A 14,237-nucleotide genomic window follows, 5' to 3' on the forward strand; every position below is an offset into this window, starting at 1 on the left:
GGACGGGAGATTGCAACGGGGGTGAACCCATGGGGCGGTGGATTTGGATCAATCGAAGATATCTGTGGACGGCGGCGGTGATTTTTGCAGTCGGGATGGCGACGGGATACCTGGCATCTGATTCCTTGCGACAAGTTCTCATGTCGCAACTGACCCAGATCCGGGACCTGGCAGTGCAGGTGCGGGCGGTCAACAACCCGGCCTACACGGTCATGGTGATTTTTCTCAATAACGCCAAGGTGGCCATATTTTTTCTGCTGACGGGGATTGTCGCCGGAATCCCTGCCATCGTTGGCGTTTTTGGCAATGGGGCTTTGATCGGGTTCGTCTTGGCGATGCTCCATCATCAGGGGGTGCCTGTCGGGTCCGTCTTGCTGTACGGGATCCTGCCCCACGGGATTTTTGAGATCCCTGCGTTTTTGATCGCTGCGGCCTTCGGATTAAAATTGGGCTGGGGATGGTGGCGCCCGACTAATGGGTACACTCGAAGAGAGGCGTTTTTTCAGGGATGGAGAGATGCGTTTCGGGCCGCTGGGGTGGCGGTGGCGATGTTGGCAGTCGCCGCCGTGGTGGAAGGCACCGTGACGCCGTATCTGTTGAGCCGCTACGTGTTGCAGGGCTAGAGCGGGGGGATGACGGTGGCCAGAATCGAGGTCCTCGGCGTTCCGTTAGATCTAGGGCAGGGACGCCGAGGGGTGGACATGGGGCCCAGTGCCATTCGGTATGCGGGTCTTCAGGATCGGGTGAGGGCCCTCGGGTTTGAGGTACAGGATCTCGGCAACGTGCCGGTGCCGGAACCCGAGGCCAAGGAAATCCAAGATCCGAAGTTGAAATATCTTCCGGAAATTGAACGTGTCAGCGAGGAGATTGCAGCCAGGGTTTCGGAAGTCCTAAAACGCGGGTCGATGCCCGTGATCCTCGGCGGAGATCACAGCTTGGCCATCGGTTCTCTGGCCGGCGTGGCATTGGCCAAGGCGCGGGTCGGGGTGATCTGGTTCGACGCCCATGGGGATATGAATACCCAGGAAACCACTCCCTCCGGCAATATCCACGGAATGCCCCTGGCGGCGTCTCTGGGGATCGGGCACCCCGGATTGACCCGGGTGGCGGGGTTTGCCCCGAAGGTTCGACCGGAAAATGTGGTTCTTGTTGGCGCCCGGTCTATCGATGAAGGTGAGGCGCGTTTGATTCGGGAGTCGGGGCTGCGCGTGTTCACCATGCATGAGATCGATCGGCAGGGCATTGGAGCGGTGATGGAAGAGGCGATCCGGATCGCGTCCCAGGGCGTGGACGGGGTTCATCTGAGTTTGGATTTGGATGCCCTGGATCCCATGACCGCCCCGGGGGTGGGCACGCCCGTGCGGGGAGGGATCACCTACCGAGAAGGACACCTGGCCATGGAACTTCTCGCCGAAGCGGGAGTCTTGTGTTCCGTCGACGTGGTGGAGGTCAACCCGATCTTGGATGTCGCCAACCGGACGGCCGAGATGGCGGTGGACCTGTTGTGCTCGGCTCTGGGGAAGAAGATCCTGCCGGATTCTTAAGCGAAAAGGGAGAGAGAGGTCACCGGTGAGACTGCCGGTGTATTTTTTTTTTGCTTTTGCCAGCGGAAATCCTATTGACTTGATTTAAATAGTAGGGTTATTATATCCCCATATTCCAATTAAACATATTTGTTATTTGGATAATGGAATTGAGCAAAGGGCAGGCACAATCCTGGGCCCGTGCCCGTATCGTGGTAAAGCCGGTCAGAATCGCAGATCATTCGAAATGGAGGTGCGATCGTGGAGCATGTGACCCGTGTTCCCGTTATGAGCCCGGAGGAAGTGGGGGCTTGGGCGGAAGGTCTGGAGGGCTGCCCGCCCGAAGAGATTCTGGAGTGGGCCCTGGAGCGGTTCTCTCCCCGGATTGCGTTGGCTTGCAGCTTTGGAGTCGAAGACGTGGTACTGGTGGATATGGCGACAAGAATTCTCCCCCATGTCCAAATTTTTTACTTGGATACGGGGCTGTTGTTCCCGGAAACTTACGAGGTCCGAGATCGCGTCGTGGACCGGTACCGACCGAACCTCCGGCGGGTAACTCCTCAACTTGATCTGCGCCAACAAGCGGCCGAATACGGCGAGGCGCTTTGGACCCGGGACCCCAATACGTGCTGCCGACTGCGCAAAGTTGAGCCCCTCCGCGACGTCTTGGCGGAACAGGATGCCTGGGTGACGGGGATTCGTCGGGAACAATCCCCGACCCGGGCCGGAGCCAAAGTCGTCGAAGTGGACCGTAAGTTCGGGCTGATCAAAGTGAATCCCCTGGCCGGATGGGACAGCCGGCAGGTGTGGAATTACGTGCATACACACGAGGTCCCGTACAATTCTTTGCACGATCGCGGATATCCGAGCATTGGCTGCGCCCCGTGCACACGTCCGGTGCGGCCGGGGGAAGATCCCCGGGCCGGTCGATGGGCCGGCTTCGACAAGACAGAATGTGGACTTCACGGATAGCTCGAATCGGAAGGGAGGGCTGGCAGTGGGTCTGGAGATTTCCCTCGGCGGGCTTGCGGTGGGTTTACTCATCGGCTTTACGGGCATGGGGGGAGGGTTCCTCATGACCCCGATGTTGATCCTCCTTTTCGGTGTTCACCCTTCGGTGGCGGTGGGGACAGACCTCGTCTATGCATCGATCACCAAATTTGTGGGGGCGTGGCAACATTGGCGCCAGGGCACAGTGGATCTTCGGGTGGTTAAGGTTTTGGCGGCGGGGAGCGTGCCGGGGGCAGTGGCCGGGGCAGTGGGTGTCCAAATCTTTCACGGATGGTTTGGCCCCGGTTTTGAGGGAATAATGAGTCGGGTTCTCGGGGTTGCGTTTTTGGTTGTGAGTGCCGTGCTCCTTCTTCGGGCAGCCATCCCGGGTCCTGGTGGGGGCAGTGGAGAGATGTCCCGACCGGCGGCCTGGAAGCTGGTCACGCTCGGTGTGGTGGGCGGGGGGATTGTCGGCCTGACTTCGGTGGGGAGCGGGTCATTGTTTATTGCGCTTTTGACCTTCCTTTATCCGGTATCCGCATCCAGGCTGGTCGGCACCGATATCGCCCACGCATTTCTTGTGAGTGCAGTGGCGGGTTTGGTGCATTTTGCCGCCGGGACGGTGGATCTGCCCTTGGTGGGTTGGTTGCTCCTCGGCTCTTTACCGGGCATCGTACTCGGCAGTCGATTGTCCAAGCGAGTTCCCGACCGGATCGTGCGCCTCGGGCTGACCGTCATGCTGGCGGTCTCGGGGTTGAAATTGTTGTAAAGGAGCGATGACCGTGACGACATTGGTGGCGCCTCACGGTGGGCAACTGGTCGATCGAACAGTGGATTCTTCACCAGAGTGGGAGCGAGAGCTGCTGTCGGGCAAAACTGTGACTCTTCCTGAGGAATCTCTGGCCGACCTGGAATTGATCGCGGTGGGTGCCTATTCTCCTTTGACCGGTTTTATGGTTCGAGCGGATTATGAGCGGGTGGTGGCCGAGATGCGCCTGCAGGACGGCACGGTCTGGAGTTTGCCCGTGACTCTGGCGGTCGACGAAGATTTCGCCAGGCGGATTCACGCGGGGGAACGCGTGGCTTTAACAGGTCGAGATGGTCTTCTGTACGGGTGGATGGTGGTCCAGGACCTGTATCCCGTGGATTCCCGGGTGGAGGCGGAACACGTCTATGGCACGTCCGAGGCCGCTCACCCAGGGGTGGCCAGGTTGTATCAGCGGCCCGGATGGCGGATCGGAGGGCCGGTTTGGATGTGCCGACAGCGGGATCGGGCCGTGTTTTCCCGTTACTGGCTCCGGCCGCAGGAGTCCCGGGAAACCTTTCGCCGTCGCGGTTGGAGGACGGTGGTGGGTTTTCAAACCCGAAATCCGATACATCGAGCCCACGAATACATTCAAAAATGCGCTCTTGAAATGGTGGATGGGCTGTTTCTTCATCCCCTTGTCGGGGAGACCAAAGCGGACGACGTGCCTGCAGAGGTACGGCTTCGGAGCTATGAAGTACTGCTGGACCGCTATTACCCGGCCGGGCGGGTGATACTCGGCGTTTTTCCGGCCGCCATGCGCTACGCTGGGCCCCGGGAGGCGATTTTTCACGCCTTGGTCAGAAAGAATTTCGGCTGCTCGCATTTTATCGTCGGGCGGGACCACGCCGGCGTCGGGAACTACTACGGGCCCTATGACGCTCAACGGATTTTTACACAGTTTAAACCCGAAGAACTGGGAATCATCCCGCTGTTTTTCGAGCACGCATTCTTTTGCCGCCGGTGTGAAGGGATGGCCTCAACCAAGACCTGCCCCCATGCCCCGGAAGACCGCGTCGTCTTATCTGGCACCCGGGTCCGGGAGCTACTGCGGGAAGGCCTCTTGCCGCCCCCCGAGTTCACCCGGCCCGAGGTGGCCCGAATCCTGCAGGAAGGTTTGCGGGAAAAAGTCGGGTCGACCGACCGGTAAACGACTTCGGCCGATGTCTTCTTTAAAATCACTCCATGAGGCCGCCTTCCTTGGCAGAAGAAGGACGGCCTGTATTTTTGTTGGCTGGGGAGAGGAAACGGACCTGGAAAAGCGAATACTAGAAATATGGACGAATTGACGATGGGTGTGCTGCATGGACCGGTTATGGAACCTACTGAGCCATTTTAATATCCTGACGGATTTATTGGACATCCTGCTGGTCACCTATGTCCTGTATCGGATGATTCTCCTCATCCGGGGAACCCGGGCCGTGCAGCTGCTCAAGGGCATTGTGGTCATTCTCATCGCCACGGGGCTGAGCAACTATCTCCACCTGCGGGCTATGAGCTGGCTGTTGGACAAGGCCTTGACGATCGGGCTGTTCGCAATTCCCGTTGTGTTTCAACCGGAATTGCGCCGGGCACTGGAACAGTTGGGACGCGGCCGTTTGTTCTCCTGGTCACTGCAGATGGCAAGCAGCGATCGGGACGTGGACAAGATTGTGACCGAATTGACCCGGGCGGCGCAGGTGCTGGCGAAGAACCGCATAGGGGCGCTCATTGCCCTGGAACGGGAGACGGGTCTGAGCGACTACGTGGAAACGGGGATCGCGATCGATGCGGAAGTCAGCGCGGAACTTCTGGTGAACATTTTTATCCCAAACACCCCCCTTCACGACGGGGCCGTGGTGGTCCGCCAAGGTCGGATCGCGGCCGCGGGGTGTGTCCTGCCCCTTTCGGACAGTCGGACCATCGATAAACAACTCGGAACCCGCCACCGCGCAGCCGTGGGCTTGTCCGAGCATTCGGATGCGGTGGCGGTGGTGGTATCTGAAGAGACGGGCCAGATCTCCCTGGCTGCCGAAGGTCAATTGAACCGCGATTTAGATGAGCAAGCGCTTCGGGAGATGCTTGGCACGATGCTGGCGCCCCAACGGGGGAGTTTTTCGTTTTTTCATAGGAGGTCATCGGCATGAGAAAGGGCGGGCCGATGGGAAGACTGGCCCGAATGTGGAACCGGGAAAATGCGGTTCCAAAATTGATCGCCTTTGTGCTCGCCGTGTTGCTGTGGTTTGTGGCGGGGGCCGGCACCACCGACACTCCCAGCTCTGTTCTCGCCCCCTCGGCGAAGGTGATTCACGGGGTCGCGGTGCAGGTGCTGTACGATGAGGGTGTCGTGGTGGCCGTGGGGGGGCAGCCCCAGGTGGACCTGACCCTCCGGGGAACCCGCTTGGACCTGATGTCCCCCCTGCTCGGCGGGATTCGGGCTTTTGTCGATGCCCGGGGTTTGGGGGCAGGGGTGTACGAACTGCCGGTCCAGTTGGAAAATGTCCCTTCGGGGATTATCTATGACCCGGTATATGCCACCGTTCGCCTGGAGCGGGCGGCTTCCCGGCAGATTCAGGTCACCGTGCGTACCACCGGAACGCCAAAATCCGGCTTCGCGGTGGGAACAATGTCATCGTCCCCCGCCCAGGTCACCGTTTCCGGTCCGGCGGAGGAAGTCAACCGGGTGGCTGCGGTGGTGGCGCAAGTGTCGGTAGACGGTGCAGTTCAACCCGTTAAGGGCCGCGTCCCGGTGGCGGCGGTAGATTCGCAGGGGCATTCGATCACAGGTTTACGGATTGAACCCGATAGTGTGGATCTGGCGGTGGCGGTGGACGCCCAAAGTAAGGTCGTGCCCGTAACCGTGGAATTACGTAATGCCCCCGCCGGAGACTTGGCCGTAGAGTCGTGGTCAGTGCAGCCGAGTAAGGTGACAGTAACGGGTCCCCCCGATGTTTTGTCGAGGATCGACCAGGTGACGGGCATGGTCGACGTGTCGGGCACGACCGGAGACCGCACCTTTACCGTTCATTTACGCGTTCCGGACGGAGTTCGGGCGATCCAACCCGAGACGATTCAAGTGGCTGTACATGTGGTACCGGGGAAGACCACGAAGGCGGCCCGGGTTCCTGTTCGAGTGGTGGGGCTTGAAGCCGGCGCCCAGGCGACGGTGAATCCCCCGGAGGTGAGTGTGACGATCAGCGGCTCCACCTCCCACATCGCGGCCATGCATGCTTCTGATTTAACCGCGACAGTGGATGTGACGGGACAGGGGCCGGGAACTTATAGACTCCCGGTGGCGGTGAAGGCGCCCCCCTGGGCGACTTTGGCTGACGTTCCGTCCGTTCAAGTGACGATCACCGCTCCCTCACCCGCACAATCCGCGGGGGGCGGAAGTGGTTGAGGGGTGTCATCAATCTGTACTTTCATGATGCAAAAAGGGGCTTGCCCCCTTTTTTTTGCTGCTCTTATACTGTGCATATGCACAAAGCAAAATCACAAGACAGTTTAAGGAAGGGATGGATCCATGTCCGCGACTGAAACGGCAGCATTATCGAAGGTGACCGGCCGTCCTCGGGGTATACGGTATTTTCCTGTTTCGCTATTTGCCAGCATCATGGGTTTTTCGGGGACTACGATTGCCGCCATGCAGATTGAGCCCCTGCTGTCGTTCCCACCGTACCTGTCTAGGACTCTGTTGGCGTTGACCACTATTTTTCTTGTCGGTCAGGTTTTTCTGTTATTGTACCGTTTAGGGGTCTATCCGGACGAAGTACGCCGAGATTTCGATCATCCGGTTCGCATGAATTTTTTTGGGGCGGTTTCCATCAGCTTCATGTTGTTGGCAGTCGCATACGGGGGCCCGTGGCCTCAAGTGGCAGAGATTTTATGGTGGATCGGGGCCCCCTTGCACATGCTGATCACCTTGGCAGTGATCAGAAAAGTGATTGTCCAGACTCACTTCGAGATCAATCATTATAATCCGGCTTGGTTTATTCCCGTCGTCGGGAATCTCGTTGCTCCAATCGCCGGCGTTAACTGTGCCCCTATCGAGGTCAACTGGTTTTATTTTGGCACGGGGATGGTGATGAGCGTCGTCTACACCACGATCTTTTTCTACCGAATATTTTTCCACCGTCCCTTACCTGTGAAGCTTTTGCCGACATTTTTCATCCTCATGGCGCCCCCGGCCGTGGGGTTTGTCAGTTACTTCAAATTGACTGGTCAACTTGACCCTTTTGGCCGCACGCTGTACGGTTTCGCATTTTTCATCGGTCTCACACTCATTGTGCTGCTGCCCCTGTTCTATCGCTTACCTTTTTTCCTCTCTTGGTGGGCGTATCTTTTCCCGTCTGCCGCCATCACCATCGCCACCGTGGCCATGTATCACGGTACGGGATGGGCGGTGTACCAATACTTGGCTTACTCCCAAATGGCCGTACTGTTGGTTCTTTTGGTTGATTTCACCCTTCGGACTCTTAGGACAGTTCTCCGGAGAGAACTGTGTGTGAAAGAAGATTGACAATCGGGAGGCCGCCCGAATCCGGGGCGGCCTCCCGGTTCCATATCGGGTCGCCGGGTGTACCCTTGTACCCACGTGCTCGGAGCGGGTCTTGGCCGTCGGTAGTTCTTGTGATAGACTCAGGCAAGAGGTGCTGGAATTCCAGGCACCCTCAGCCCACGAAGGTCCACTGTGACCGGGCTGAACATTCGTCGAACCTGTTCCTGTGAGGAAAAAGGGCTGAAATGGGGAGTGGACTTTGGCACGTTTGTTTGGGACGGACGGAGTGCGAGGGGTGGCCAATGCCGATCTGACCCCGGAATTGGCTTTTCGCCTCGGCCGTGCGGCGGCCTACGTGCTGGCTCTCGGGTCGGAGGACGACGGTGCCGATGAGGACAAGCGTATCGCCGTGGGCAGGGATACCCGGGCGTCCGGTGATCTTCTGGAATCGGCTCTTATTGCGGGTATCCTCTCAGCGGGGGTTTCGGTCCTGCGCCTAGGCGTCGTGCCAACCCCTGGCGTGGCACGCCTGACCCGTACCTTGTCCTGTTCGGCGGGGGCGATGATTTCGGCCTCCCACAATCCGGTGGAGGATAATGGCATCAAGTTTTTTGGTTCAGACGGCTTTAAACTTCAGGATGGAGTCGAAGATGCGATTGAGGCAGCGATGGAAGGTGACGGTTGGGGCCGGATTCCTCGCCCGGCTGGGACCGGAGTGGGAAGGATTGTAGACGGCCGAGATCAGGTAGCCAAGTACGTCGAATTCCTCACCGAGACGGTCCGGTCTCGTTTCGATGGGCTGAAAGTGGTCATGGATTGTGCTTACGGGGCTGCCTACCGGATTGCCCCCGAAGTGTTTCGGCGGCTGGGCGCCGAGGTGGTGGTTATCAATGATCGCCCCACCGGCGACAACATCAACGTGGGCTGCGGTTCCACCCATCCAGAAGTGATTCAGGAGGCGGTTCTCCGCCACGGTGGGGAGGTCGGTCTTTCTTTTGACGGCGATGCGGACCGGTTGATCGCCGTGGATGAAAAAGGGGAGCGGATTGACGGAGATCATATTCTCGCCATCTGCGCCAGGCGGTTGAAACAGTACGGGGAATTGGACGGAGATACCGTGGTGGCGACGGTGATGAGTAACGTCGGCCTGGAGAAATCCCTGAAGCAGGCTGGCATTTCCTTAGTACGCACGGCAGTGGGGGACCGTTATGTCATGGAGGAAATGGTCCGGGGCGGCTATGTCCTCGGAGGTGAACAATCGGGTCACATCATTTTTCTTCGCCACAACACCACCGGAGACGGGATTCTCACAGCCCTCCAACTGGTGGACACCATGGTGGCTTCCGCCCGACCGCTCAGCGAGTTGAGAGAGGTCATGACCACCTACCCGCAAAAACTGGTGAATGTGCGGGTGGCGGACAAGCATGAGTTGGAGGGCAATGTCTCCATTCGGGAGGAAATCCGCCGGGTACAAGAGCAGCTTGGCCGAGATGGGCGGGTATTGGTGCGTCCCTCGGGAACCGAGCCCTTGGTGCGGATTATGGTGGAAGGGCTGGATGCGGGTGCGGTGGACGCCGCCGCGAATCGGTTGGCCCAGGTGATTCAGCGGGAGTTGGGGAGCGGAGACGGCCCGGTCACACCGTGATATCGGGTTTTCGTTTGAATATAAGCCCGGTGGCACGCCCAACGGGCGCGGGGCATAAGGTGGTAGAGGGAGACCCGGCTTTTCCGCGCGCTGATTGAGATTCCGAGGGCTCCTGAAAGGCCTCGCCTGCAACGGCAGGTGGGGGGCCGCCCAAGGGGGTGGGAGATGGGGAGAGAGGAGTCGCTGGCCGGATCAATTCTGGCCAGATGCAGTGTCAACCACAGGATTCGACTTGACGTGAAAGCGCCTGGACTGTCCGGGGAACGGGTTGAAAGCGGACAGTTGACGAGGGGGAGGTTCATCGAACCATTCGGCGGATGCCTCCCGGCGTATCCTGTCGCCGTGACGAAAGGGGAAAAACCTTTGGCGACAAAGGCAATAAAGACCTTTCGAACAGGAAGTGTGGGCGCGGGTCAGGTATGACCTCGCGCCGCGAATGACGGGTGCCCCCGGGAATTCTCTGGCGGGGGCGGCCCCGCGCCAGGGAGATCCGGGGGCTAAAGGAGGACGGGCTCCCGGTGTGTGGGATTGTTGGATATATCGGGGAACGGCAGGCACAGCAGGTGTTGTTGCACGGATTGGAAAAATTGGAATATCGAGGCTATGATTCGGCGGGCATCGCCGTATTTGACGGCCAAACCATCCGGGTGAAAAAGAAGCTGGGTCGGTTGGCCAATTTGGAGAACACGTTAAACGGTCACGGGTTGCCCGGTGTTTTGGGCATCGGTCATACGCGGTGGGCGACCCACGGACGGCCATCGGACGCCAATGCCCATCCCCACGGCGACTGCACCGGCCGGTTCGTCGTGGTGCACAACGGGATTATTGAAAATTACTTGCGCCTTCGGCAGGAGCTGCAACAGGCCGGCCACAAGTTTCGCTCAGAGACGGATACGGAAGTGGTGGCGCACCTCGTTGAATCCTTGTATGATGGGGATTTGTTGCGGACGGTGTTCAAAGCTGCCGCGAAGCTGCGGGGGGCCTACGCCCTAGTCGTGATGAGCGCCGAAGAGCCGGGCCGACTGGTGGCGGTCCGCAAACACAGTCCCTTGGTCGTGGGCCTCGGGGATGGAGAGAATTTTGTCGCATCGGATATTCCCGCCCTTCTCCATTACACCCGGGATGTCTATGTGCTCGAAGAAGGAGAAGTGGCGGACATCACCGCAAAGGCGGTGCGCTGTTATCGATTGGACGGCACCCCGGTCAGCAAAGAAGTTCTGAAAGTGACCTGGGACGTCGATGCGGCAGAAAAAGGCGGATACGAGCATTTTATGCTCAAAGAGATTTATGAGCAGCCAAAAGCGGTGGCAGACACCCTGACGGGGCGTCTGTCCGACGACAACCGGGCAGTTTTGCCGGAACTCGACTGGGCCCTGGGGATGGCACGCGGGATAGATCGCATTCATGTCGTGGCCTGCGGAACCGCCTATCACGCGGGGATGGTGGGAAGGCAGATCCTGGAGCGCTTGACCCGCATTCCCGTGGAAGTCGAGGTGGCTTCTGAATATCGGTACCGGGATCCCATCTATACGGATCACACTTTGGTGCTGGTCATCAGCCAGTCCGGGGAAACGGCAGATACTTTGGCGGCCCTGCGGGAGGCCAAGGCCCGGGGTGCCCGGGTGGTGGCCGTGACAAACGTGGTGGGGAGTTCCGTGGCCCGGGAAGCGGATGATGTCATCATCACCTGGGCCGGGCCAGAGATTGCCGTGGCGTCGACCAAAGCTTACACCACCCAGTTGGTGGCACTGTATCTGTTTGCGTGTTATCTGGCCCAGCTTCGGGGCGCGGCCGACCCTGCCACGATCGAGGAAGTGTTGGCGGGTCTTCGGGATCTCCCGGATGCTGTGTCCAAGGTGCTGGACACGGCCCCGGCGATGAAAGCCTTCGCCCAGCAGTTCGCCCGGAAGGAGAGCGCGTTTTTCATCGGCCGAGGTCTCGACTACGTGGCCGCCCTGGAAGGGGCTCTCAAGCTCAAAGAGATCTCGTATATTCACGCCGAAGCCTACGCGGCGGGTGAATTGAAGCACGGCACCCTGGCGCTGATCGCCGAAGGGGTGCCGGTGATCGCCTTGGCCACCCAGGATCACCTGTACGAGAAAACGGTGAGCAATATCAAGGAGGTCAAGGCCAGGGATGCCCACGTGCTGGCCCTGACCTGGACGGGGGACGAGGAAATGGCCTCGGTGGCGGACGAGGTGCTCTACCTGCCCCGGGTCAGTCCGTGGCTGGCTCCGGCGGTGGTGGCGGTACCGCTGCAGTTGCTCGCTTATTACGCGGCTGTTGAGCGGGGAAATGATGTCGATAAACCCCGCAACCTCGCCAAGAGTGTGACGGTGGAATAAGAAGGGCTGGAAGGATCGGTCCCTTTATCTGTACAAACTAAAATCCCGTCCTGGGACAATATCACTGTCCGAGAAGCCGAGCGTGGCCGAGGTTTTACCTGGGTCCATGCTTGGCTTTACCGGTTTATCGCCGTGGTCGCGGTGCGTCGACAACTCGACGCCGGTCTGCGGCAGCCTGCACACCGGCGCCCGCGGTGGCGCCTATCACTGCCCCGATGGCGATGCCCAGAGTGGACGATTGATACAGACTGGCTGCCGTGGAGACCAATGCCCCCATTCCAGCAGACGCGAGGTGGGCGCCGGATGGCCGGCTGAGAAACAGCAGTGCGAGAAAGAGGGCGGGCAGGGCGAACCTCAAAGCCTCGGAGACGTGAGCCGGAATCATCCCACCGATCAACGCGCCGGCGGCTGTCCCTGCCACCCAGGACAAGTAGCAGGTGAACACCAGCGCGAGGTGTGGGCCGGGCTCGGGAGGGCTCTCCCGCACCCGGGACCCGGCGAGGGCAAAGACCTCGTCGGTGAGCCCGAAGGCCGAAAGCCATCTCGCCTTTGCGGACCAGTGGCGGAAGGCCGGTCCCAAAGCGGTCCCGTACAGAACGTGTCGGGCATTCACCAGAAGGATGGCCAGGACCGTGGCAAGGACCGGGCTTCCCGATAGTGCCAGACTCAACAGCATAAACTGAGCGCCCCCGGCGTATACCCAGGCCGAGATGAGTAGGGCGATCCAGCCCGGTATCCCTTGGTTGACGGCGAGGACGCCGAAAGTCATGGCGATGGGAAAGTACGCCGTGACCACGGGCATGGCGTCGCACAGAGCCCTTTGAATCGGCGAACGGGTCATCTTTCTTCTCCTCTCATAACCAATAAATCGCTGCGGTATAGCACAGAACGCCAAGGACAACCGTGGGGAACAGACGCCGGGACCACCAGGCGAACAAGGCGGTGGGGACGGCGGCGATTAAAGCTGGATTCGCCAGGTCTAGCGCCACTTTGCCATCGCCAGAAAGAAAGAGGACGGGCCCGAGAAGCGCTCCCAGGACTCCGGGGGTGACAAAAGACAACCATCGCCGGACGCCGTCGGGCCAAGGGGTCCGTCCGCCCAATGCCAGGGACAGGGCCCGGAGAAGATAGGTTCCCAGACCGATGAGCAGAGTTTCAACCACCAGAGAGGACAATCCTTTACGCCCCCTTTCCAAATGGCTACTGAGTAGTATATCATATCGGTAAGCGTTATAACATACAGAACCCTGCAAAATCGGCCGGGAAGTGCATCAGAAGGGGGCATGGATGTTGGAGCCGGATGATCTCTCCCGGCGGATCGGGCAGATCCTTCGATCCCTGCGCAGGAACCGGGGGTGGACCCTGGACAAGATGGCGGCGGTCACCGGAGTCAGTAAACCCATGCTCGGGCAAATTGAGCGGGGAGAGTCGAATCCCACCGTGGTGACCCTGTGGAAGATCGCCGCCGGGCTGGGGGTCCCCTTTTCGACCTTTCTTCAGGATCCGGACGACCCCCGGGTGGCCATCGTCCCGCGGTCCCGGCAGCCGGGAGTGGAGGACGACGACGGCGGGTACGTAGTCCGCAGTCTCGTCACCGCCGCTGATCCCCAGCCCGCCGAGCTATTTCATGTTTTCTTAGCGCCAGGCTGCACTCACCGGGCTTCTGCCCATGGAGCCGGAGTTACAGAACTCATCTGGGTACAAAAGGGCCGGATGGATCTGGAAGTCGGGGAGAAGGTCTACTCCTTGGATGAAGGGGACGCGGCCCGGTTCGTTGCCCATCTCGATCATCGATATAAAAACCCCGGGACGGAGGACTGCCTTTGTCTCATCCTGTTGCTCTACCCGCGTCTGCCCGGTGTTTCGTGGCCATAAAAAATGTCCAGACCCGCAGGAGTGCAGGTTTGGACATACCGCGCCGGTTAAGTTCCCCCGGATCGCCCGGGAGTGGGTCCAGGGTTTTGAATGATTATTCAATATCGAGCTTCTTCCCGCGCTCCCCTTCTTTATGCGTCTTCGGGAACGTGAGGCGCAGGATGCCATCCCGATAGGTGGCCTTGCCTTCGTCGATGTCCACCTCGACGGGGAAAGCGATAAACCGCTCTGTCTTCCCGTAGGAGCGCTCTCGGCGGTAATACTTTTCGTGCTTTTCCTCAGTTTCCTCTTCGACTTTCACGGCGATGGCCACCCCGGATTCCGTGACCTCCACCTCGATCTGGTCCCGTTTCAATCCCGGGAGTTCCGCCTCCACCTCCAAATGGTCCCCCTTATCCTTCACATCCACCGCAAAGGAACGGTCGAAAAACGACGGAAACGAAGCGGGCAGGGTAAACAGGCTGTTCAAGTCGCGATCCTTGCGAAACCAATCGGGCAAGTAGCGCATGGTCAGGTTCCCCTTTCCCAGGTGGAGTGTTTTTCCTTTTTTATTATGGCTCAATCTGAGCCTGTCCAA

General features: G+C 59.5%; 14 protein-coding genes. 11 read left to right on the plus strand and 3 right to left on the minus strand.

Annotated features, from left to right (window positions below):
- Window positions 1-29 precede the first annotated feature (29 nt).
- From CVV65_RS00975 to glmS, 10 genes are all read left to right on the plus strand, one after another.
- Window positions 30-623 carry a stage II sporulation protein M gene (locus CVV65_RS00975; RefSeq protein ID WP_157935326.1) on the plus strand — a complete coding sequence of 198 codons (594 nt, stop codon included), beginning with the start codon at window positions 30-32 and terminating at the stop codon, window positions 621-623.
- Window positions 624-632: 9 nt separating this feature from the next.
- The gene (gene rocF / locus CVV65_RS00980) at window positions 633-1,544 is read left to right on the plus strand and encodes an arginase (protein ID WP_197945522.1); all 912 of its coding nucleotides are present in this window, start codon (window positions 633-635) and stop codon (window positions 1,542-1,544) included.
- A gap of 267 nt (window positions 1,545-1,811) precedes the next feature.
- Entirely contained in the window at window positions 1,812-2,495 is a 684-nt protein-coding gene (locus CVV65_RS00985) for a phosphoadenylyl-sulfate reductase (protein ID WP_232796743.1), read from the plus strand.
- Window positions 2,496-2,520: 25 nt separating this feature from the next.
- Window positions 2,521-3,282, plus strand: a complete 762-nt coding sequence (locus tag CVV65_RS00990) for a sulfite exporter TauE/SafE family protein (protein WP_100666574.1) — start codon at window positions 2,521-2,523, stop codon at window positions 3,280-3,282.
- A 7-nt stretch (window positions 3,283-3,289) separates the two neighbouring features.
- Window positions 3,290-4,468, plus strand: coding sequence for a sulfate adenylyltransferase (gene sat / locus CVV65_RS00995; RefSeq protein WP_100666575.1), 1,179 nt, complete (start codon window positions 3,290-3,292; stop codon window positions 4,466-4,468).
- A gap of 154 nt (window positions 4,469-4,622) precedes the next feature.
- A complete protein-coding gene (gene cdaA / locus CVV65_RS01000; protein ID WP_100666576.1) occupies window positions 4,623-5,444 on the plus strand; it encodes a diadenylate cyclase CdaA in 822 nt (273 codons plus the stop codon).
- A complete protein-coding gene (locus CVV65_RS01005) occupies window positions 5,441-6,697 on the plus strand; it encodes a CdaR family protein (RefSeq protein ID WP_100666577.1) in 1,257 nt (418 codons plus the stop codon). The genes cdaA and CVV65_RS01005 overlap by 4 nt, the downstream gene beginning before the upstream one ends.
- 123 nt (window positions 6,698-6,820) lie before the next feature.
- Window positions 6,821-7,816: an SLAC1 anion channel family protein gene (locus CVV65_RS01010; protein ID WP_100666578.1), complete on the plus strand. Its 996-nt coding sequence runs from the start codon at window positions 6,821-6,823 to the stop codon at window positions 7,814-7,816.
- Window positions 7,817-8,054: 238 nt separating this feature from the next.
- The gene (gene glmM / locus CVV65_RS01015; protein ID WP_100666579.1) at window positions 8,055-9,440 is read left to right on the plus strand and encodes a phosphoglucosamine mutase; all 1,386 of its coding nucleotides are present in this window, start codon (window positions 8,055-8,057) and stop codon (window positions 9,438-9,440) included.
- Between the two features lie 518 nt (window positions 9,441-9,958).
- Complete coding sequence (gene glmS / locus CVV65_RS01025; protein ID WP_100666581.1) at window positions 9,959-11,785, plus strand: glutamine--fructose-6-phosphate transaminase (isomerizing); 1,827 nt, start codon at window positions 9,959-9,961, stop codon at window positions 11,783-11,785.
- A gap of 124 nt (window positions 11,786-11,909) precedes the next feature.
- Here glmS and CVV65_RS01030 read toward each other — a convergent pair whose 3' ends face one another.
- Entirely contained in the window at window positions 11,910-12,626 is a 717-nt protein-coding gene (locus CVV65_RS01030; RefSeq protein WP_100666582.1) for an AzlC family ABC transporter permease, read from the minus strand.
- Window positions 12,627-12,639: 13 nt separating this feature from the next.
- On the minus strand, window positions 12,640-12,960 hold the full coding sequence (locus tag CVV65_RS01035; protein ID WP_100666583.1) for an AzlD domain-containing protein: 321 nt from the start codon (window positions 12,958-12,960) through the stop codon (window positions 12,640-12,642).
- Between the two features lie 112 nt (window positions 12,961-13,072).
- Here CVV65_RS01035 and CVV65_RS01040 point away from each other — a divergent pair, with 112 nt between their 5' ends.
- Window positions 13,073-13,660: a helix-turn-helix domain-containing protein gene (locus tag CVV65_RS01040; RefSeq protein WP_100666584.1), complete on the plus strand. Its 588-nt coding sequence runs from the start codon at window positions 13,073-13,075 to the stop codon at window positions 13,658-13,660.
- Window positions 13,661-13,754: 94 nt separating this feature from the next.
- On the opposite strand, the gene CVV65_RS01045 is transcribed toward CVV65_RS01040, so the two are convergent.
- Window positions 13,755-14,168 (minus strand): Hsp20/alpha crystallin family protein, encoded by a 414-nt coding sequence (locus tag CVV65_RS01045; RefSeq protein ID WP_133121179.1) that lies wholly within the window; start codon window positions 14,166-14,168, stop codon window positions 13,755-13,757.
- Window positions 14,169-14,237: the final 69 nt, after the last annotated feature.

Source organism: Kyrpidia spormannii (genome assembly GCF_002804065.1).
In the GTDB taxonomy this organism is placed as follows: domain Bacteria; phylum Bacillota; class Bacilli; order Kyrpidiales; family Kyrpidiaceae; genus Kyrpidia; species Kyrpidia spormannii.